Origin of the sequence: Mycobacterium sp. (assembly GCF_046330795.1) — a bacterium.
Taxonomy (GTDB): domain Bacteria; phylum Actinomycetota; class Actinomycetes; order Mycobacteriales; family Mycobacteriaceae; genus Mycobacterium.
Map to the genome: position 1 here is coordinate 74699 of NZ_JAXLSA010000008.1, position 20011 is coordinate 94709.

The following is a 20011-nucleotide window of genomic DNA, read 5'->3' on the forward strand; positions in this document are numbered from 1 at the left end:
CCGGCGGAACGGAAGTCAGCGCGGCGCGTACAACTGCACCGGTACGGCCTTGCCCTTGAGCAACATTGCCGGCCGTTCGGCGAATCGGCAGTGCGGCGCCGTGAGCATCGCCAGGGTGCGCTCGCTGAGCAGAACCGCATCACCGGTCAACCGGGTCGCCGCCTCCACCCGCGCCGCCACGTTGACGGCATCGCCGATCACCGAGTACTCGAGCCGCCCCGCCCCGCCCACGTTGCCGGCCACCACCGGGCCGGAGTTCAGGCCGACACCCACCGACAATGCCCCGGCGAACTCGTCCTCGACCACGTCGGCGATCTGCACGGCCGCGGCCAGTGCCCGGTCCGCGTGATCCCGGTGCCGACGCGCCGCGCCGAACACCGCGAACAGCCCGTCGCCGGCGTACTTGTCCACGTGGCCGCCGTGCAGATGCACCACGGGCACGATGCGCTCGAAGAGTCGGTTGAGGGTGCGCACCACCTCGACGGGCTGCAGATGTTCGGCCAACGAGGTGAACCCCCGTACGTCGACGAACATCATCGTCACCTCGAGCTCTTCGCCGGCCAGTGTCGCGCCGGACCGCAGAATGTGATCGGCGACGTCTCGGTCGACGTACGTGCCGAACACGTCCCGGATGCGTTCGCGCTCGGCCAGCCCGGCCGCCATCGTGTTGAAACCCGTTTGCAGACGGCCGATCTCGCTGGTGTCGTCCACCACGACCCGGGCCCCGAATTCGCCGGCCTGCACCCGAACCAGGGCCTCGCGCAGTGCGCCGATCCGCTCGCTGACGGAACGCACCGCCATCAGGATGGCGAACAGCCCGACGAGCAGCGCGACGCAGACCAGGAGCAGGATGGCCCCGAACGTGCGGTGCACCTCGAACTCGACCCCGGACAGGTACCCGACGGCCAGCACCGCGATGCCCAGCAGGGGAACCCCGGTGCCCAGCGTCCAGGCCATCGTCAGCCGGTGCTGGATCGTCGGCCCGAACTGTGGGCCGAACCCCCCGCCGGCCAGCGCCCGCGCCGACACCGGCCGCATCACCCGGTCGACGATCAGGTACCACACCGCGCTGGTGCTGACGCCGCCCAGCATCACGGTGGCGAAGATGTACAGCGCGGCCGCCGGTTCGGCGGGCGCGCTGGGCACCGCGAAGAACACCGCACCCAGCGCCCACATGGCCGCCGACACCCGCACGGCATGCCCGGGGGCGCCCAGCGCCATCCGCTGCTCGGCCTCGGTGGGCCGGCGGCCCTGCCGGATCCACGCGGTGCTGGCGGCGAATCGTCTGCGCCGCATCCGCAGCAGCAGCGGCACTGCGACGACGAGAAAGATCACCAGGGCAGAACCGCTGCGTAGCAACAGCTTTCGGGTCTCCAATGGCGTCAGGACGATGGGCGCGGAGTACATCAGGAACGCGAAGACGATCACGCCGCCGGCCGCGCTGACCCCGGCGGCGGCCAGGATCCAGCGGCGGTAGGTGGACCACCGCAGCGGATCGCGGCGCTCCGCCGGGCTGGCGAGCTCCGGGACGGCACTGCTCATGACCGGAAGACTGCGCCGGGGCCGCGGCGACGGCTAGCGTAGTGCGCTACCCGTGTCCGGCGGAGCCGGTCAGCGGCTGTCCGCCAGGCGATTGCAGCAGGCAGATCACGGTGCTCGGCAGGGGGGTGTGGCCGGTGCGATCCATGTTGGAGTCGATCAGGTAGGTCACCGAGTATCCCGTGTGATCAGCGGTGTATTCGGGCAGTCCGGCGCGGCACTTCTGGTCGGCGACGCCGGTGACGGCCGCGTCGACCTCGACCGGCACGCGCAGGAAGACCTCGGCGACGTGGGGGGCGGAGCAGTCGACCACCGGGACGGCGACGTCGCCGAGTTCGATCTGCGGCAGCGCGGTCAGGCAGTCGCCGGGTTCGAGTTCGAACCAGTTGCGGGTCAGGGGTGCCCGGGAGGTTGTCGTCGTTGTGGTCGTTATCGCCGTCGTCGGCGGCGTCGTTGTCGCGGTGGTCGTCGACGCCGCGGAGGGGGTGCCGGCCGGCGTCGCGGCACCACAGCCGGCCAGGAGGACGGCCCAGAGCGCGGGGAGGACTCGCGGTGCCACACGCAGCAAGGTACCCCGCTTTTTAGCAGCGGCAGCGCTGTTCGGTTACCGGGCGGGCGCGGGTGCGGCGGCCGGGGCCCCGGCGGCGGCCGGATCGATGGGTGCCGCGGGCGCGGGTGCCGGCGGCGGTGGCGCGGGCGGCGGGGTGTTCAGGATGCGCACCATGTCAGGCTTCATCGCCTGCAGCTGGGCGCCCCAGTAACCCCAGCTGTGGGTGCCGTTGGGCGGGAAGTTGAAGACCGCATTGCGGCCGCCCGCGGCGCGGTAGCGCTGCTGGAACTCGGTGTTGGTGTTCAGGGTGATGTTCTCGAGGTACTGCGCGCTGAAGTTGACACCGATGTCGGTGCCGGTGTCGAAGTCCGTGGGACGTCCTGAGCCGCAATAGATCCACAGGGCGGTGCGGTTGGCCACCAGCCGGTTGATGTTAAGCATCGGGTCGTTGCGCTGCCAGGTGGCGCTGCCCGACGGGCCCCACATGTCGTAGGCGTTGTACCCGCCGGCGTCGCTCATGGCCAGGCCGATCAGTGTGGGCCACAACCCCTGCGATGGGTTCAGGAATCCGGACAGTGAACTGGCGAAGACGAACTGCTGCGGGTGCCAGGCGGCCAGGGTCAGTGCGGCACCACCGGCCATGGACAGGCCGACCACCGCGTTGCCGAACGGGCTCTGGCCGCGGTTGGCGGCCAGCCACGCGGGTAGTTCCCGGGTCAGGAACGTCTCCCACTTGTAGGTCTTGACGCCGTCGTTGCCCTTGGCCGGCCGATACCAGTCGGTGTAGAAACTGGACTCACCGCCGACGGGCATCACCACCGAGATCCCGGAGCCGTTGAACCAGTCGAAGGCCGCCGTGTTGATGTCCCAGCCGCTGAAATCCTCCTGCGCGCGCAGGCCGTCGAGCAGGTACACCGAGTGCGGGCCGCCGTTGTAGAACGCGACGTGGATGGTGCGGCCCATGGCCGGTGACGGCACGTCCAGCTGTTCGACGGGCGCCACGCTGGAGTAGGCGTGCGCGGTCGGTGCCGCGGGCACGGTAATGAGCAGCAGCGCGGCGAGCAGTGCGGTGAGTCGTCGCTTCACAACGGCAAGCTACGGTCCGGTCGGCGGTTGTCCGTATCGCGCGCGCCGCGTGTGATCGCCTCGTTATCAACCTCTTCGACAGTTGTGACCTGTCAGCTGACGCGCTGCCACAGGCAGTCGCCGGACAGCGTGATCGAGTAGAGGCTCGGCGGGATGTGCACGCTCAGCGGCTGACCGGGGTCGCCGGTCGCCACGGCCGCGGTCTCGGCCGGGTTGGCCAGCGGCACCTGTTCGGCATGGCATCGGGACTTCGGTTCCTGCGGTTGGCCGACCCAGCTGCCCGACGCGATCTCCGGGTTGCGCCGGCCCGTGCCCGACAGGGTCAGCGGCGGACCGTAGGTGAGCCACTGGCCGCCGGCCGGATCGATGTTGGTGGACGGTTGCCATTGCCCGGCCCGGCACTGCAGGCGGCCGTCGGGCACGGAGGTCAGTGCCCCCTCGGGGCAAACCGAACTCGACGGGGGATCGGCGAGGGCGGTGGGCGGCGCGGCGGTCAGCACTGTGACCGCGCACGCCGTCATCGTGAGGCGGAGGAGGTGCCGCGGTTCAGTCATCGCTGGTCCCACATGTCTCTTGAGTCACATTGGTAACTGCCGTAGCAAAGGTACAACGCAAGTTGTCCACCGGGCCGAATCTGTGCACAGATTGCGTGGCGTGTCTTCTGCGGCGTCCGGCGACCCTCAGCCGGCACCCTTGCCGTTGTCGACCCGGTAGACCGCGCCGTGGACGGCGGCCGCGTCATCGCTCGCGAGGAACGCGATGGTCTTCGCCACGTCGACGACGTCCATGAAGCCGCGCGGGGACGCGATCCGCATGATCAGATCCCAGTCAGCGTCGTCGGGCGCGGCGAAATCCGTCACCTGCGCGGTCAGCATGCCACCCGGGCAGATTGCGTTGACCCGCAACCGTTCTCGCGTGAATTCGATGGCCAGCGACCGGGTCAGGCCGACGAGGCCGTGCTTGGCGGCGCAGTATCCGGCCGAGTAGACCTCGCCCTCGAGACCCGCGATCGATGCGACGTTGACGATGTTGCCGCCCTCGGCCCCGAGCAGATGGGGCAGCGCTGCGCGGCACAGGAAGAACGGGCCGTTCAGGTTGACGGCAAGGTCGCGCTGCCAGTCGTCGTCGGTGGTCGCCACGGTGTGGCGCATCTGGTGAAAGCCCGCGACGTTCACCAGCACGTCAAGACGCCCGAAGGCCGCCACGCAGTCGGCCACCGCCTGCCGGCAGGCGTCCGGATCGGCGATGTCGACCGACGCGAACCGACCGCCCGGCACATCGGCGAACACCTCCGTCATCCGGTCGGCGTCCCGGGCGATGCCGAAAACCGATGCACCGCGCTCCGCGAACAGTCGCGCGGTCGCCGCGCCGAGACCGGCCGAGGCCCCGGTCACCAATGCCACCTTGCCGTCCAGTCGACTCATGGGTCGACCTTCTCACGGCCCTCCGCGGCTCAGCTCGCGGCGTCGGAATCCGTCGACTTCTTGGCCCCGGCATCGCTGCTCGGGCCGTCAGCGTTCTCCCCGGTGTTCTTCGGGGCGCCCTGATCGGTGGTGGATCCGGTCGCGCCGCTGTCGGCCGCGGCGGAATCGTCGGCGTCGGTCCCTCGGCCAGCGGTGACACCCCCATCGCCGCTGACGCCACTGTCGTCGGTGCCATCGGTATCGCCCGGGTCGCCGGTGTTGTCGGTGTCGAGGTCGTCGACGGCGTGGGTGTTCGAACCGGAGCCCGTCGGCTGCGGGGTGTGTCCGGTATCGGACGAGTCGGCGTCGCCGTCACTCTGTATGCCGTCGGAATGGGAACTCGACGGACCGGACCGCAGGGCGGCCCGCGCCACGGACGCGGGCGCCGGTGTGGCCGCCGGCTCCGTGCTGGCGGCGAGCGCGGTCGCGACCCCCTGTGCGCTGGCGTCGCCGAGATCCTTCGCCAGGCTCACCGGGTTGACGGCCGGCACCAGTCCCGCGGGCTGAGGATCACCGTAATCCTTTCTGTCATAACCTAATTCGACGAGTACACGCAGGGGTGCGTCGACGATGTCGAGAATCGGGCCCGGCACGATCCACTCGAAGGGCATCAGCAGTGGCAGCCGGTCCGTGTGGACCAGGTAGTAGGTGGTGTTGCCGTGCACCGACTTGTCGGTCCTGGTCGGGTCGTCGAGCACGGCGGGGTCGATATCCGCGTCGTACTTGCCGTGCAGGAAGGCGATCCCGAGCAGCGCGTTGGCGGTAGCCAGCAGATTCAGCGGGTACTTGGGGAAGTCGGCCCACCCGTCGTACTGCCGCGCGATGTCGTAGGTGGTGTCCCCGTCGGTCGGGGTCGCGCCGTTGAAGGACACGTCGAAGATCGGGATGTGGACGCCGTCGAACCGCTCCAGGATGCCGCCGTTGGGCCGGTTCGGATTGGCCACCAGGACATAGGTGTTGCCGACGGCGCCGGTTTCGCGTTTGTATTCGGTGGCGACCACCGCGCCCTGCGAGTACCCGTAGACGATCACGCCGGTGTCGTCGCCGGTCAGTTCCTTCAGCGTCGCAAGTCCCTCGGCCACCGACTTGTCGTAGGTCGGATCGGCGAACCCGCCCTTGGAGAAGAACCAGAAGCCACCGGGGTAGGGCACCTTCTCGGCCGGATCGTGGGTGCCGGCGGTCTGGTCGATGACCGCGTCGGTCCACGCCGCGTACTGATCGTCGGGCGGGACCGTGCCGATGTTGGTGCCCCGCAGGTAGTAGGTCTTGGCGGCCAACTCGGTGGCGGCGGTCAGGGTGGGCGTTCCGCCGATCACCGCGGCCCCGGCCACCGCGGCGCCCACGATGCCCGCGACGGGCACGGCCGCGCGCATCCGCTGCGCGGCCCTGCCCGTCACCCCTCGTCGTGCGGCCATCGGCTCCATCGCGCGATGGTTGCCCCCAATAGTCCCCATTATTTGCTCCTGTGTGAATTACGTGGATAAATGTCGCTTCAACTAGCACAAGATGCTAATCACAAAGTTTGCCAATTGGCTATATTTCCCCGGCTTTCGATTCGCTGACCAACGGAACGGTGTGATCGCGTACGCGCGCGGATGCCGCCGTGCCACAGTGGTGTGACCGCGCCATCCCGACCGCCGAGAGGAAGCTTGATGCCCAACACCGCTCCGAAACGGATCGTGATCTGGGGTACCGGCTTCGTCGGCCGGATGGTGATCGCCGAACTGGCCGATCATCCGCACTTCGAACTCGTCGGCGTCGGTGTCAGCAACCCGGAGAAGGTCGGACGGGATGCCGGGGAGATCTGCGGACTCGCCGCGCCGATCGGCGTCGTCGCCACCGATGACGTCGACGCCCTGATCGCTCTGGAACCCGACGCGCTGGTGCACTACGGGCCCACCGCGGCGCACGCCGAGGACAACATCGCACTGATCTCCCGATTCCTGCGCGCCGGCATCGACGTCTGCTCCACCGCGATGACACCGTGGGTCTGGCCGCAGATGAAACTCAACCCGCCGAACTGGATCACGCCCATCGAGCAGGCCTGCGCCGAAGGCGGGGCGTCCTGTTTCACCACCGGCATCGACCCAGGGTTCGCCAACGATCTGTTCCCGATGACACTGATGGGCCTGTGCTCGGAGGTGCGGACCGTGCGTGCCTCGGAGTTGCTCGACTACACCAACTACGAGGGCGACTACGAATTCGAGATGGGCATCGGCCGTGAGCCGGAATTCCGACCGCTGCTGGAGAACCCGGACATCCTCATCTTCGCCTGGGGCGCCACGGTGTTCATGATGGCGCACGCCGCGGGCATCGAACTCGACGACGTCACCACCACCTGGGACAAGTGGGTCACCCCCACCGAACGCAAGACCGCAAAGGGCGTCATCGCGCCCGGGAACGTTGCTGCGGTGCGGTTCACGATCAATGGGAATTACCAGGGCGAGACCAGGATTCAGCTCGAACACGTGAACCGGATCGGCACCGATGCCGCGCCGGACTGGCCGTCGGGCAACGACGACGACGTGTACCGCGTCGACATCGAGGGCACCCCGAGCATCTTCCAGGAGACCGCATTCCGGTTCACCGACGGCTCCGGCCGTGATGCGGCCACCGCCGGCTGTCTGGCCACCGGCCTGCGGGCGCTCAACGCCGTACCGGCCGTCAACGATCTGCCCCCGGGTTGGGTCACACCGCTGGATCTGCCGCTGATCCCCGGGGTTGGCACCATCCGCTGACCGGTCAGGTCGGGCGGTTCTTCACCAGCACCACGCGCGCGAGCGTGATCGGCACCGGCGCCGGGGCGGCGGCCAGCCGTGCGGCGGTGCCGCGCTGGAGCCGGTCGGCGAACTCGGGCACGCGGGGATCCGCGGCACCGCCGGCCAGCCCGTTGAACAGGCAGCCGAACACCGATGCGCGCAGGAACGCCGCCCAGCTCGCCCCGAACCCGTCGGGATCCTTGTCGGCCAGAAACTGATGCCAGAACCGGTCTTCGGCCTCGCTGACCTCGAGATGTTCGACCGAGAGCCCTTCGAACCGATCCTTCGGGGCGAACGGTGAGATCAGGTCCTTCTCGTTGCGGCCGACGATCGGGATCGCCATCCCGGCGACCTCGTCGGCGGTGATCAGGCCGTCGGCGACGAGCTCCTGCAGCGCGGCCTGGATCGTATCGATCAGGGGGCGCATCGCGACCTCGCCGGATTCGTCGCGACCCACGGTCAGGACCATCAGGCGGCCGTCGGGCACCAGTTCGCGACCGCGGAAGGCGATGAACTCGTGCCAGTCCTGCGCGGCCTGCCGCTCGGCGGCGGCGCGCACGGACTCGGTGGCGCTGCACGTCGGCAGCAGATGGTCGCCCGACGGCTCCGGCGTGCGCGACAGCCACTGGATGGCCCAGGACGACCAGCCCAGCGTGACGCTGTCCGACGGCAGGATCTGCTGGTAGAAGGACCGCCCCACGGCCGAACAAAAGGTGGCGGGGTGGTGGTGCAGGTAGCTGTCGGGATCGTCGGTCAGGGTCTGGAACAACGTGGTGAAGTTGTTGTCGGCCACGTCGGTGTGAGTGACCAGGACCGCCTGATCCTTGCGGATGCGGGCGCCCAGGACGTCGATGGCGGCACCCAGCGGAAGCAGCGAATTGTGCCCGGTTGCCGCACCGTAATCGGCCAGCACCACCGGGTGTGGCGGCTTGGGGATCGGCACCGAACCCGCGACACCGGTGAAAAGCGTTACGGCCGACTGCAATCCGGCTGCCTTCAATCTGGAAGCGGCCGTATAGGCCGGACTCTCCGGCGACTCCGGCCGGACCACGATGCTCGACTCGGGCAATGCTCAGCCCGTCGGCAGTGTCAGGGGGGCGACGGCCGTTGCATCCATGGTCATTCACGGTAGTCGTCGGCGATGCGCCGTGACACACTTCGGCGATGGGACGTCCCCGGAGCGCACCGGCGCTGTTGCTGACGGTCGCGATCGTGACCCTGGTGGTGTCGATCGTCGGGCTGGTCGGCTCGATCATGGTGAACGCCTTCGCCCTGGACAAGTACGACGCCTACGGCGAGGTGCCGATCCCGGGAGCCGCAACCCTGCACCTGCCCGCCGGTGAGGTCGCGATCACGCTGCACACCTACGCGGTCGGCGCGGCGAGCGGGGGCGGCCTGCCGATCCCCGAGCTGGGCGTGAGCATCGACCCGCCGCCCGGCGTGGCCGACCCCGACGTCGTCGAGAACATCGGCGCCACCACCAGCGTCAACAATGACATCCGCCGCCGGGTGTGGATCGCCCACATTCCGGCCGAAGGGAACTACCGGATCAGAGCCGACGGCAAGGTCAGTGCGTTCATCGAGCCGCGGCTGGCCTTCGGACACGGATCGACGCTGGGTTGGCTGCCATGGGTGTTCGGTGCGCTGCTGGCGGTCTCCATCGCCGACCTGGTGATCTCGATGATCTGGTTGTCGCGCCGACGGTCCGCGGCATCCGTGCCGAACCCGCCGGGAGCGTCGGACCTTTCGGACGATTTCGCGCCGGACCCCGATGCCGGCCCGACGGTGACGCCCGCGTCGCAGCCTATGGGTGCCTACACTCCGACCGATGAAGGTGTCCGCATCGAGCAAATCAAACACCTTGCCGCACTGCGTGATTCCGGTGCACTCACTCAGCGGGAGTTCGAGCAGGAGAAACGCCGGGTGCTCGACGGGAGCTGAGCCCGATGGTCTCGCTCCTCGTCCGCCGCGTCTGCGGCGGCATCGTCGACCCGGCTAACTGCCGAGGAGTTTCAGCGCCGGATCGGACGGCCCGATGTCCAGCGTGCAGTCGTGCACCCGCGGCTCGGGTACGAACGCCCACAGCAGCGCGCCGGCGGCTCCGGCGCCGCGCTCCCGGCGGATGATCTCGGCCAGGCCGGCCTGCCGGTCGTCCAGGCTGCGGCAGCTCCCGGCGGGAATCCCGATCTCGGCGACCACCAGCGGCTTGTCGACCGCGCGCGCCTCGACCAATCGCTGTCCCAGATCGCCGGTCTCGTGACCGGGCAGACTGCCGCCCTGCTCGTAGTCGTGGTACTCGAGCACGTCGATGCCGTCGGACGTCGACACACTGCGGTAATCGTCGCCGGCCGAGCCGCACTGACTCCCGCCCACGCGACCATCCCAGATGACCGCCCCCGGATCGAGTTCCCGGATACGGGCGCCGGTCGCGTCGAAGAATCCGCGCAGCACTGCGGCGGCGTCCGCCGGGCAGGTGTTCGTGCGCCAGTCGCAGTGGCCGTCGACGCACATGCTCGGCGTCGGCTCGCCGACCGGGGTCCAGCCCGCCACGGCGGGCGAGTCGCCCCATCGGGTCACTGCCGCGTCCAGCCATTGCGCAAACGGCATCGGCGCACCGTGCGAGGTGTCGGTGCGCCAGCCGCCGGCATACCAGGTGTAGTCCTTGAAGAACTCGTTCTCGCAGTGGCCGTCCTGCCCGGCCAGCACCGGGATGAGCAGTTGGTCATGGCGTTCGGCCGCGGCGAACACCGCGTCCAGTGCGCTGAAGTCGAGCCGACCGGTGTGCTTGTTCACGGCCATGTTCGGCACCACCGCGACCCGGGTGAGTGAACGGCGGGGCAGCCGCGCGAAGTAGGTGTCCAGGTCGACCTGCGGTCCGCACCCGGCGTTGACGGCCCAATTGGTGCCGAGCGAATAGGCGTTCAGACCCGTTGGCCACCAAGGCTTTCCGTCCATCGTCAGGGAGCTGCCCGACGTGCCGAAGCTGGCCCGCTGCGGTGTGGGGCCGATGCGCCGGGGCGACTCCGCGGTGCAACCCGTCAGCGCCACGGCGATGGCGGCAGTCAACCCCAGTAGCGCCCTAACGGCTCGTTCCTCGCACCGCATCGTCAGTGGCCTTGTCCGGTTCGGCCACTTCCTCTTCGCTCCGCGCAGCTCGTCGTTAATGGCCTTGTCTGGTTCGGCCACTTCCTCTTCGCTGCTCGTTCCTCGCACCGCATCGTCAGTGGCCGCGGGCCACCCATTCGTCGTAGTTGACGATTTCGTCGCCGATGCGGGTGGTGTCGCCGTGGCCGGTGTAGACGACGGTGTCCGGCGGCAGCTTGCCCAGCTTGTCCTTGATGGACCCCAGGATGGTGGGGAAGTCGGAGAACGAGCGTCCGGTGGCGCCTGGGCCACCCTGGAACAGCGTGTCGCCGGAGAACACCGCGCCCAGGGCCGGTGCATACAGGCACGTCGACCCCGGTGAATGTCCCGGTGTACTGATCGCGTGCAATTCCACGCCGTCGGCGGTGAACACCTGACCATCTTCGATGGCGCGGAAGGGCTTGTCGCCGTGGGTTGTTCGCCAGAGCATGTCGTCGGCGGGATTCAGGAACACCGGTGCGTCGAGGTCCTTCGACAGCTGCGGTGCGACGGTGATGTGGTCGTTGTGACCGTGCGTGCAGATCACCGCGACGACGTGGCGGCCGGCCACGGCGTCCTCGATGGCCTGTGCGTTGTGGGCGGCGTCGATGACGATGACCTCGTTGTCGTCACCGACGAGCCAGATGTTGTTGTCGACGTCCCAGCTGCCACCGTCGAGTTCGAAGGTGCCGCTGGTGACCACTCGCTGGATCCCGGCGCTCATTTGAGCACCACCACCGAGCGCAGGACCTCGCCGTCGTGCATCTTGTGGAAGGCGTCCTCGATCTGATCCAGGTCGATGCGTTCGGAGACGAACTTGTCCAGTGGCAGGCGGCCCTGCAGGTACAGCGAGATCAGGGTGGGGAAGTCGCGTTCGGGTAGGCAGTCGCCGTACCATGACGACTTCAACGATCCGCCGCGGGAGAAGAAGTCCACCAGCGGCATCTCCAACGTCATGTCCGGTGTCGGAACACCCACCAGGACAACGGTTCCCGCCAGATCCCGGGCGTAGAACGCCTGCTTCCAGGTCTCCGGCCGCCCGACGGCGTCGATGACGACGTCGGCGCCGAATCCGTCGGTCAGGTCCTGAATGGTGTCGACGGCATCCAATTCCTTGGCGTTGATGGTGTGGGTGGCGCCGAATTCCCGGGCCCACTGCAGTTTCTTGTTGTCGGTGTCGACGGCGATGATCTTCTTGGCTCCGACGAGGGCGGCTCCGGCGATCGCGGCGTCCCCGACGCCGCCGCAGCCGATGACGGCGACGGTGTCATCGCGACCGATGTTGCCGGTGTTGATGGCGGCGCCGATGCCGGCCATCACGCCGCAGCCCAGTAGGCCGGCGACGGCGGGGTCGGCTGCGGAATCGACCTTGGTGCACTGGCCCTGGTGGACGAGGGTCTTGTCGGCGAACGCGCCGATACCCAGCGCGGGGGTCAGCTCGGTGCCGTCGGTCAGCGTCATCTTCTGCGCGGCGTTGTGGGTGTCGAAGCACAAGTGCGGACGGCCGCGTTTGCAGGCCCGGCACTGACCGCACACCGCCCGCCAGTTCAGGATGACGAAGTCGCCGACCTCGACGTTGGTCACACCTTCGCCGATGCTCTCGACGGTCCCGGCGGCCTCATGACCCAGCAGGAACGGGAACTCGTCGTTGATCCCGCCCTCGCGGTAGGTCAGATCGGTATGGCAGACCCCGCACGCGACGACCTTGACCACCACCTCACCGGGACCGGGATCCGGGATCACGATGTCGACCAACTCGACGGGCTGCTTCTTGGACCGGGAAATCACACCGCGCACTGTCTGAGGCATGAGCTACAACCTAGTGCCTCCGCCCGGTATTGGAACAGTGTCCGAACATATGTCCGGTATGAGGCATCCTGACATGTCGAGGTTCTGGGTCTACGCTGACGCCACTAGCGTCTACCGGGGGGTGGAGCATGTCGGACACGGTCGAGAAGTGCGACCTGTGCATCGTGGGCGCGGGCCTGGCGGGAATGAACGCACTGTTCGTCGCCAGCAGATATCTGACCTCCGATCAACGCGTGATCCTGGTGGACCGTCGCCCCCGCGTCGGCGGCATGTGGGTGGACACCTACCCGTATGTCCGCCTGCACCAGCCCCACCAGATGTTCACCGCCGGCAACATCGCCTGGACGCTGGGGCAGCCGCCGTCCTACCTGGCGACCAAGGGTGAGGTGCTCGACCACTTCGAACACTGCCTGGCCGTCATCCAGCAGGATCTGCGCGTCGATGAATTCTTCGGCTGGACAGTGGAATCCGAGGAGGAGATCGACGGCGTTGTCCGGGTCCGCTGTCGCGGCGCCGACGGGCGCACCCTGGTGATCGAGACGCCCAAGCTGATCAAGGCCCACGGGTTCCAGGTGCAGCCCAACGAGCCGCTCGCGCTGTCCAGTCGGGCCGTGCACTCGGTGTCGCCGGACACCTGTGACATGCGTGCCGCCCCGATCCGGGATGATTCCTCCCCAGTCTGGGTCGTCGGCGGGGGAAAGACGGCGATGGACACCGTGCACGCCCTGGTGCGGGCCTGCCCGGGCCGGGAGGTGAATCTGTTGGCCGGGGGCGGCACCTTCTTCCACAACCGGGACTTCTTCTTCCCGCAGGGCTTGGCGCGATGGCACCGCGGCATGCTGGTCAGCACATTGGCGACGGAGGTCGTCCGACGCTTCGACGGCACCAACGAGGCCGAGGTATGGGATTGGCACCGGTCAACCTGCGGTCTGGCCGTGACGCCGCACACCGCGAACTTCGCGCTCGGGGTGCTGTCCGAAGCGGAGCAGCGCGCTATCGCCGGTGGGCTGAACGACGTGGTGATGGACCACCTGGTTGATGTCGTCGACGACGCCGACGGTGCGACCTTGCGCTTGCGCAGCGGCGCCGAACGACGGGTCGAACCCGGTAGCTGGTTCGTCAACTGCACCGGCTACCTCACCAAACGTGAGCAGCCCTACGAGCCCTACATCTCACCCAGCGGCAATGTGCTGTCGATCCAAACTCGTTCGGCCACTTTGCATCTCACGTCGTTTGCGGCCTATTTCGCCACCCATCTGCTGCTGTCCGGAAGAATCCGCGAGGTTCCGCTGTACGAGCTGGACGTATTCGACCTCTACCACACATCGCGAAAGGCCTTCGCGTACACGCTCATCTCGCTGGTGCAGTACAACCTGAGCCTGTATGCGGACAGCATCGGGCTGCGGGCGTTCCGGGAGTGCGGTCTGGTCTTCGACCGGTGGTATCCGATGCCGCGTCAACTGCTGGCGAACATGCAATTCGCGCGCACTCATCGCCGGGATCGCGACAAGTTGCGCGGAATCCTCGACGCGGCGGCCGAACGTCATGGCGTGCGCTGCGGACCGCTGGTCGGCGCCGACGCCCCGTAGGGTGGGTGGCGCAATGAGCGCCCTCGATGTCCTGGCCGACTGGCCGGTCCCGCAAGCGGCGGCCGCCGTCCTCACCCCCGGCGGAATCCAGGCCACCCACGGTGATGTCGACGCCGCGTTCCGGCTGGCGTCGGTGACCAAACCGATCGTCGCGCGGGCCGCGCAGGTCGCCGTCGAGGAGGGGGCCGTCGACCTGGACACCCCCGCGGGCCCGCCCGGATCCACGGTCCGCCACCTGCTGGCGCACACCTCGGGACTGGGGATGCTCGACGACACGGTCCTGGCGCCGCCCGGTACCCGCCGGATCTACTCCAACACCGGCTTCGCGGTGCTGGCGCGCGCCATCGAGGAGGCCGCCGGCATCGAGTTCGGCGACTATCTGGGCGAGGCGGTCCTCGCGCCGCTGGGGATGTCGGCCACCACGCTGGACGGCGGGGCGGCCGCAGCCGGGTACGGCGCCACCTCGACGGTGGCGGACCTGGCCCGGTTCGCCGCGGATCTGCTGGTACCCGCGGTGGTCTCGGCGCCGATGCACGCCGAGGCGATCAGCGTCCAGTTCCGGGGTCTGGACGGCGTGCTGCCCGGTTTCGGGCAGCAGCGACCGAACGATTGGGGGCTGGGCTTCGAGCTGCGGGACGGAAAATCGCCGCACTGGACGGGCGCGGGCAACAGCGGGCGGACGTTCGGCCATTTCGGTCAGGCGGGCACGTTCATCTGGGTCGATCCGGCCGCTGAGCTGGCCCTGGTGGTGCTGACGAGCCGGGATTTCGGCGACTGGGCGCACCCGCTGTGGCCCGCAATCTCTGATGGAGTCCTGAGAGAATTCGGCGCACACTAGCGCAACAGGAGTCCCACAAGGCACAATAGACACGCAAGACACACAAGTTGTGATGCTCTACGGATCCGCCAGGTCGTTGGGGAAGACGTCCCTCGTGGAACCGAAGGAGCAGAAGATGCGTGCGTCGAACCAACTCGCCGACGTGACGACGGGCGTGGTGTACATCCATGCCTCGCCCGCCGCGGTGTGCCCACACGTCGAATGGGCGTTGTCGTCGGCCATGAATTCGCGCGCCAATCTGAAGTGGACGCCGCAGCCGGCGATCCCCGGGCAACTGCGCGCGGTCACCAACTGGCGCGGGCCGGTGGGCACGGGCGCGCAGCTCGCCAACGCACTCCGGTCGTGGACGGTGCTGCGGTTCGAGGTCACCGAGGATCCCAGTGAGGGGGTCGACGGCCAGCGGTTCTGCCACACCCCCCAGCTCGGCCTGTGGAGCGGGGCGATGAGCGCCAACGGCGACACCATGGTCGGGGAGATGCGGCTGCGTTCGTTGATGTCGGCCGGCGCCGACACCCTGGCGGCCGAACTCGACTCCGTCCTTGGCACCGCCTGGGACGACGCACTGGAGGCCTGCCGCAACGGCGGCGACGGCGCCGAGGCCAGCTGGCTCAGCCGGGGCGTGGGTTGACCTGCGCCGTCAGGCCGGCGTGACGATCCGCAGTGCTCCCGGAACCGCGGTGATACGGGCCGGCAGCGCACATGCGAAGTCGCCGTCGGCGTAGGCGTTGATCCCCGGGCACTCCACCGCGACGGTCCGCGCCCGCCGGGTGCTCACCGTGTCGAGATCGACGTGGGTTCCCTTGAATACGGTCGGGAACAGCCGGACCAGCCGGGTGCGCGACGCCGAGCTGATCATCGTGATGTCGAGCAATCCGTCGGTGGGGTCGGCCTGCGGGCAGATCAGCATCCCGCCGCCGTAACTGCGGGTGTTGCCGATTGCGGTCATGGTCAGTTGGACATCCTCGGTCGGACCGTCGTCGAACGACAGCCGGAACGGCAGCAGCCGCAGCCGCGACAGCTCGGCGATCATCGCCACGTTGTAGCGCATCCGCCCGCGCGGCCAGCGCATCCGGTTCGCGCGGTCACTGACCAATGCGTCGAAACCCGTTGCCACCACGGTGCCGAACCACTTGCTGGTGCCGTCGGCCCCGTCGATGCGGCCCAGATCGACGGTCCGGCACTGCCCGTCGAGCAGCAGGTCGGCCGCGGCCTCCGGGTGGTCGCAGGGGATGCCGAACGCGCGGGCGTGGTCGTTGCCGGTGCCCGCCGGCACGATCGCCAACGGCACCCGTCCGCCGGCGAGTTCCTGCAGTGCCAACGCGATGACGCCGTCGCCGCCGGTCACCGCCACCGCATCGGTGCCCCGGTCGAGTGCATCGCGCAGCAACTCCCGGGCATGCGTGCCGTCCCGGCCGACGATCTCGACCGTGTCCAGGCCGCGACGCTGCCACTGGGCGATCGCCCGTTCGGCGGCGTGCGGGGCGTTGCCGTGCCCGGAGGCCGGATTGGTCAGGACGGTGACGTGCGAGATCACGGAATCAGCTTGTCCGGGTTCAGGATTCCCGCGGGGTCCAGGCAATCCTTGACCGCCCGCAGCACCCGGACGCCGACCTCGCCGACCTCCTCGGTCAGCCACGGCCGGTGATCGGTGCCGACGGCGTGGTGATGGGTGATGGTCCCGCCGGTCCGCATGATCGCGTCCGACGCCGCCGCCTTGGCGGCGCGCCACTGGTCGACCGGGTTGCCACGCTGTGCGGCGACGACGGTGAAGTACAGCGATGCGCCGGTCGGGTACACGTGCGAAATGTGGCACAGCACAAGGGCTGCCGTGCCGGAATCGGCCAGAGTGTCGGTCAGTGCCGCCGTCACGGCCGCCTTGAGCGCGCCGACGTTGGACCATTGGGTGGCGGTCTCGAGGGTCTCGCACAGCGCACCGGCGGCCAGCAGTCCGTCGCGCAGATAGGGAGCGCCGAAGCGGCCGTGCTCCCAGGCCCGCGCCGGCGCCTCACCCAGCGAGGTACCGCCGTGTGCGGCGAGCACCGCGTGCGTCTCGGCGTGCCGGCTCGCGGTGTGCTCGGCGCTGCCCTCGAACACGGTGACGGCCAGGCAGCCGCCGGTGATCTGCTGTTCCCCGATGTGCTCGGTGGTGGCCAGGTTGATCCCGGTCTCGGCCTCGTCGGACAACCGGATCACCGTCGGACCGGTACCGGTCTGCACCACCGCGCGCAGTGCGTCGGCGCCGGTCGCGAAGTCCGGGAACGACCACGCCTCGTAGCGGGTGGTGGCGGGTGTTGGGTGGATCCGCACGCGCACCTGCGTGATGACGCCGAACGCGCCTTCGGAGCCCAGGACCAGCTGGCGCAGATCAGGGCCGGCGGCCGAGGCCGGCGCCCGCCCGAGGTCCAGCACGCCGGTCGGGGTGATCATCCGCAGCCCGCGGACCATGTCGTCGAAGCGGCCGTACCCGGCGGAATCCTGACCCGACGACCGGGTGGCCGCGAACCCGCCGATGGTGGCGTATTCGAAGCTCTGCGGAAAATGTCCCAGCGAGAAGCCGTGCTCGCTGAGCAGTTGCTCGGCCGCCGGTCCGGTCACACCCGCGCCCAGGACGGCTTCGCCGGACACCTCGTCAAGGCTCAGTAGTTGGTCCAACCGGTACAGGTCCAGTGCGACGACCGCGTTGAACCGGCCCCGGCCGGGGTCGACACCACCCACGACGCTGGTGCCCCCGCCGAACGGCACCACGGCGATCAGGTGCTCGGAGCAGTACCGCAGGATGCCGGCGACCTCGTCGTCGGATCCGGGCGCCAGTACTGCATCAGGTGCGTCCTGCGGTTCGAAATCCTTGCGCTGCAACAGATTCAGTGTGGACTTACCCCCGGCGCGCAGCAGCCGCGAACGGTCGTCGTCCGCGTAGTGGGTGTCGCCGACGATGGCGGCCAGGCCGGTGCGGCCGGCGGGGGACAATGCGGACGGGCGCAGCCGGACGTCGGCCAGGCCCACCGCCGGTACGTTGTCACCGGAGATGCCGAGGGCTTGGCGCAGCAGTCCGGCGATGCCGTCGGACAGCGGTTTGGCGGCGGCCGGGTCGCCCCAGGCGTCCCACTTCATCGGGGGTTGCTCCATGCGTTACAGTGTTACACATGGTGTCAATCGGTAACGCCAAAGATTCCGATCATCTCGATGATCGCATTCTGCGCGCTGCTGAGAGCTGCGTGCAGGATTTCGGCCTGGAACGGGTGACCGTCGCCGAGATCGCGCGGCGTGCCCGGGTCAGCCGCCCGACGGTGTACCGCCGCTGGCCCGATGTCTTCGCGATCCTGGCGGCGATGTTCACCCGTCGCGTGATCGCGATCCTGAAGGACGTCCCGGGTGGGCCCAGCGAGCGTTCGGCGATCGTGGAGCGGTCGGTGGCCGCGGTGTCCCGCATGCGCCACGACCCGGTGATCAACGCCGGATTGCGGCACGCACCCGAGATGACCCTGCGGTACATCTCCGAACGGCTCGGCCCCGGCCAGATCGCGCTCATCAAGGTGCTCGCGGTGGATCTGGCGACCGCGCAGGAGAACGGGTCGGTGCGCGCCGGTGACCCGGAGCGGATGGCGGCGATGATGATGGTGGTGGCGCAGTCCGCCGTGCAGTCCGCCGGACTGGTCGAGGCGATCCTCGACGAGGACGCCCTGGACGCCGAATTCGCCTACCTGCTGAACAGTTACCTGAGCTGATGGCTGGCTCCACCGCCCTCAACGCGGCCCGGCGGGCCGCTGATCTGACCGCACTCGCCGACGGCGGGCCGGTGGACCTGCTGGTGATCGGCGGCGGCGTCACCGGTGCCGGTATCGCGCTGGACGCGGCTGCGCGCGGGTTGTCGGTGGTGCTCGCCGAGAAACACGACCTGGCCTTCGGCACCAGTCGGTGGAGCTCCAAGCTGGTGCACGGCGGGCTGCGCTACCTGGCCACCGGGAACATCGGCATCGCCCGGCGCAGTGCCGCCGAACGCGGAATCCTGATGACGCGCAACGCCTCTCACCTGGTGCACGCGATGCCGCAACTGGTGCCGCTGCTGCCGTCGATGGGCCGCCCGGCTCGTGCCCTGGTGCGCACCGGGTTCGTCGCCGGCGATGCGCTACGCCGGCTGGCCGGTACACCGGCGACCACGCTGCCGCGGTCGGGACGCGTCACCGCGGAGCGGGCCGTGCAACTCGTGCCCGGGGTGCGACGCGACGGCCTCGACGGGGCGTTCCTGGCCTATGACGGTCAGTTGATCGACGACGCGCGACTGGTCACCGCCATCGCCCGGACGGCTGCCGGTTACGGCGCGCGCATCCTGACCTACGTCGGCGCCTCCCACGTCACCGGTGAGCAGGCCCGGCTGACCGACGAGCGCACCGGCGCGTTGTTCGACCTCACCGCGCGTGCGGTGATCAACGCGACCGGCGTGTGGGCCGGCGAGATCGACCCGGGTCTGCGGTTGCGGCCCAGTCGCGGAACGCATCTGGTGCTGGACGCCGCCGCGCTGGGCAATCCGGCCGCTGCGCTGACGGTGCCGATCCCGGGGGAGCTGAACCGGTTCGTGTTCGCCATGCCCGAACAGCTCGGCCGGATCTATCTGGGCCTGACCGACGAGGATGCCCCGGGGCCGATTCCCGATGTGCCACAACCGACTTCGGGTGAGATCGACTTCCTGCTCGACGTCGTCAACACCGCGCTGGCCACCCGGCTGACCCGGGCCGACGTGATCGGCAGCTACGCCGGGCTGCGGCCGCTGATCGACAACGGCGCGGGCCAGACGGCCGACGTGTCCCGCGATCACGCCGTCATCGAGTCCGACAGCGGGGTGTTCAGCATCATCGGCGGCAAGCTGACCGAGTACCGGTACATGGCCCAGGACGCACTCGACCGGGCCGTCGCCGCGCGCGGTCTGGCGGCCGGGCCGTGCCGCACGCACGACCTACCGCTCGTCGGCGCGCCGTCGGGTCCGGGCTCGGCCGCCCGTCGGGCCGGGCTGCCCGCGTCGCTGGTCGCCCGGTTCGGGACAGAGGCCCCCGACGTCGTCGCCGCGGCGACGTGCGCGCGGCCCACCGACGCCGTCGCCGACGGTATCGATGTGCTGCGGGCCGAATTCGAGTACGCCGTCACCCATGAGGGTGCGCTGACCGCCGACGACATCCTGGACCGCCGCACCAGGATCGGGCTCGTGCCCGCCGACCGGGACCGCGCGGAGTCGGCGGCGGCGGAGTTCGTCGGGTGAAATC

19 protein-coding genes are annotated in these 20011 nt (G+C 69.1%); 7 read left to right on the plus strand and 12 right to left on the minus strand.

The features are described from left to right. Positions 1–15 precede the first annotated feature (15 nt). From U0R18_RS19985 to U0R18_RS20010, 6 genes are all read right to left on the minus strand, one after another. A complete protein-coding gene (locus U0R18_RS19985; protein ID WP_526371703.1) occupies positions 16–1542 on the minus strand; it encodes an adenylate/guanylate cyclase domain-containing protein in 1527 nt (508 codons plus the stop codon). A gap of 46 nt (positions 1543–1588) precedes the next feature. Beyond that, positions 1589–2104, minus strand: a complete 516-nt coding sequence (locus U0R18_RS19990; RefSeq protein WP_526371837.1) for a hypothetical protein — start codon at positions 2102–2104, stop codon at positions 1589–1591. A gap of 39 nt (positions 2105–2143) precedes the next feature. Next, entirely contained in the window at positions 2144–3175 is a 1032-nt protein-coding gene (locus tag U0R18_RS19995) for an alpha/beta hydrolase (protein WP_526371705.1), read from the minus strand. Between the two features lie 92 nt (positions 3176–3267). Further along, positions 3268–3729 (minus strand): hypothetical protein, encoded by a 462-nt coding sequence (locus U0R18_RS20000; RefSeq protein WP_526371707.1) that lies wholly within the window; start codon positions 3727–3729, stop codon positions 3268–3270. 126 nt (positions 3730–3855) lie between these two features. After that, a complete protein-coding gene (locus U0R18_RS20005) occupies positions 3856–4599 on the minus strand; it encodes an SDR family NAD(P)-dependent oxidoreductase (protein ID WP_526371709.1) in 744 nt (247 codons plus the stop codon). A 29-nt stretch (positions 4600–4628) separates the two neighbouring features. Continuing rightward, on the minus strand, positions 4629–6053 hold the full coding sequence (locus U0R18_RS20010; RefSeq protein ID WP_526371712.1) for a PE-PPE domain-containing protein: 1425 nt from the start codon (positions 6051–6053) through the stop codon (positions 4629–4631). A gap of 237 nt (positions 6054–6290) precedes the next feature. On the opposite strand from U0R18_RS20010, the gene U0R18_RS20015 reads away from it, so the two are divergent. Beyond that, positions 6291–7376, plus strand: a complete 1086-nt coding sequence (locus U0R18_RS20015; RefSeq protein WP_526371714.1) for an NAD(P)H-dependent amine dehydrogenase family protein — start codon at positions 6291–6293, stop codon at positions 7374–7376. 4 nt (positions 7377–7380) lie between these two features. Here U0R18_RS20015 and U0R18_RS20020 read toward each other — a convergent pair whose 3' ends face one another. Beyond that, positions 7381–8466: a class I SAM-dependent methyltransferase gene (locus tag U0R18_RS20020; protein ID WP_526371716.1), complete on the minus strand. Its 1086-nt coding sequence runs from the start codon at positions 8464–8466 to the stop codon at positions 7381–7383. 95 nt (positions 8467–8561) lie between these two features. Between U0R18_RS20020 and U0R18_RS20025 the strand changes: the two genes are divergently transcribed. Next, positions 8562–9338 carry an SHOCT domain-containing protein gene (locus tag U0R18_RS20025; RefSeq protein ID WP_526371718.1) on the plus strand — a complete coding sequence of 259 codons (777 nt, stop codon included), beginning with the start codon at positions 8562–8564 and terminating at the stop codon, positions 9336–9338. Between the two features lie 54 nt (positions 9339–9392). Here U0R18_RS20025 and U0R18_RS20030 read toward each other — a convergent pair whose 3' ends face one another. The 3 genes from U0R18_RS20030 to U0R18_RS20040 form a co-directional block, all read right to left on the minus strand. Then, entirely contained in the window at positions 9393–10463 is a 1071-nt protein-coding gene (locus U0R18_RS20030) for a beta-mannosidase (RefSeq protein ID WP_526371720.1), read from the minus strand. Positions 10464–10617: 154 nt separating this feature from the next. Next, the gene (locus U0R18_RS20035; RefSeq protein WP_526371722.1) at positions 10618–11244 is read right to left on the minus strand and encodes an MBL fold metallo-hydrolase; all 627 of its coding nucleotides are present in this window, start codon (positions 11242–11244) and stop codon (positions 10618–10620) included. Beyond that, on the minus strand, positions 11241–12329 hold the full coding sequence (locus U0R18_RS20040) for an S-(hydroxymethyl)mycothiol dehydrogenase (RefSeq protein WP_526371724.1): 1089 nt from the start codon (positions 12327–12329) through the stop codon (positions 11241–11243). Before U0R18_RS20040 ends, U0R18_RS20035 begins: the two co-directional genes overlap by 4 nt. Positions 12330–12457: 128 nt before the next feature. Between U0R18_RS20040 and U0R18_RS20045 the strand changes: the two genes are divergently transcribed. From U0R18_RS20045 to U0R18_RS20055, 3 genes are all read left to right on the plus strand, one after another. Further along, positions 12458–13918, plus strand: coding sequence for an FAD-dependent oxidoreductase (locus tag U0R18_RS20045; protein ID WP_526371726.1), 1461 nt, complete (start codon positions 12458–12460; stop codon positions 13916–13918). A 13-nt stretch (positions 13919–13931) separates the two neighbouring features. Continuing rightward, positions 13932–14756: a serine hydrolase domain-containing protein gene (locus U0R18_RS20050; RefSeq protein ID WP_526371728.1), complete on the plus strand. Its 825-nt coding sequence runs from the start codon at positions 13932–13934 to the stop codon at positions 14754–14756. A gap of 115 nt (positions 14757–14871) precedes the next feature. Further along, positions 14872–15384 (plus strand): DUF3145 family protein, encoded by a 513-nt coding sequence (locus U0R18_RS20055; RefSeq protein WP_526371730.1) that lies wholly within the window; start codon positions 14872–14874, stop codon positions 15382–15384. A 9-nt stretch (positions 15385–15393) separates the two neighbouring features. Here U0R18_RS20055 and U0R18_RS20060 read toward each other — a convergent pair whose 3' ends face one another. Both U0R18_RS20060 and U0R18_RS20065 read right to left on the minus strand, forming a co-directional pair. Beyond that, positions 15394–16290, minus strand: a complete 897-nt coding sequence (locus U0R18_RS20060) for a diacylglycerol kinase (RefSeq protein WP_526371732.1) — start codon at positions 16288–16290, stop codon at positions 15394–15396. Further along, a complete protein-coding gene (locus tag U0R18_RS20065; RefSeq protein ID WP_526371839.1) occupies positions 16287–17867 on the minus strand; it encodes an FAD-binding oxidoreductase in 1581 nt (526 codons plus the stop codon). Before U0R18_RS20065 ends, U0R18_RS20060 begins: the two co-directional genes overlap by 4 nt. 32 nt (positions 17868–17899) lie before the next feature. Here U0R18_RS20065 and U0R18_RS20070 point away from each other — a divergent pair, with 32 nt between their 5' ends. Both U0R18_RS20070 and U0R18_RS20075 read left to right on the plus strand, forming a co-directional pair. Then, complete coding sequence (locus tag U0R18_RS20070) at positions 17900–18481, plus strand: TetR/AcrR family transcriptional regulator (protein ID WP_526371734.1); 582 nt, start codon at positions 17900–17902, stop codon at positions 18479–18481. After that, entirely contained in the window at positions 18481–20007 is a 1527-nt protein-coding gene (locus U0R18_RS20075; protein ID WP_526371736.1) for a glycerol-3-phosphate dehydrogenase/oxidase, read from the plus strand. Before U0R18_RS20070 ends, U0R18_RS20075 begins: the two co-directional genes overlap by 1 nt. Positions 20008–20011: the final 4 nt, after the last annotated feature.

Coding starts and splice junctions, on each gene's coding strand:
- U0R18_RS19985 (WP_526371703.1), bottom strand. CDS start 1,542: ATGAGCAGTGCCGTCCCGGAGCTCGCCAGCCCGGCGGAGCGCCGCGAT.
- U0R18_RS20000 (WP_526371707.1), bottom strand. CDS start 3,729: ATGACTGAACCGCGGCACCTCCTCCGCCTCACGATGACGGCGTGCGCG.
- U0R18_RS20005 (WP_526371709.1), bottom strand. CDS start 4,599: ATGAGTCGACTGGACGGCAAGGTGGCATTGGTGACCGGGGCCTCGGCC.
- U0R18_RS20010 (WP_526371712.1), bottom strand. CDS start 6,053: ATGGCCGCACGACGAGGGGTGACGGGCAGGGCCGCGCAGCGGATGCGC.
- U0R18_RS20015 (WP_526371714.1), top strand. CDS start 6,291: ATGCCCAACACCGCTCCGAAACGGATCGTGATCTGGGGTACCGGCTTC.
- U0R18_RS20025 (WP_526371718.1), top strand. CDS start 8,562: ATGGGACGTCCCCGGAGCGCACCGGCGCTGTTGCTGACGGTCGCGATC.
- U0R18_RS20035 (WP_526371722.1), bottom strand. CDS start 11,244: ATGAGCGCCGGGATCCAGCGAGTGGTCACCAGCGGCACCTTCGAACTC.
- U0R18_RS20040 (WP_526371724.1), bottom strand. CDS start 12,329: ATGCCTCAGACAGTGCGCGGTGTGATTTCCCGGTCCAAGAAGCAGCCC.
- U0R18_RS20045 (WP_526371726.1), top strand. CDS start 12,458: ATGTCGGACACGGTCGAGAAGTGCGACCTGTGCATCGTGGGCGCGGGC.
- U0R18_RS20050 (WP_526371728.1), top strand. CDS start 13,932: ATGAGCGCCCTCGATGTCCTGGCCGACTGGCCGGTCCCGCAAGCGGCG.
- U0R18_RS20055 (WP_526371730.1), top strand. CDS start 14,872: ATGCGTGCGTCGAACCAACTCGCCGACGTGACGACGGGCGTGGTGTAC.
- U0R18_RS20065 (WP_526371839.1), bottom strand. CDS start 17,867: ATGAAGTGGGACGCCTGGGGCGACCCGGCCGCCGCCAAACCGCTGTCC.
- U0R18_RS20070 (WP_526371734.1), top strand. CDS start 17,900: ATGGTGTCAATCGGTAACGCCAAAGATTCCGATCATCTCGATGATCGC.
- U0R18_RS20075 (WP_526371736.1), top strand. CDS start 18,481: ATGGCTGGCTCCACCGCCCTCAACGCGGCCCGGCGGGCCGCTGATCTG.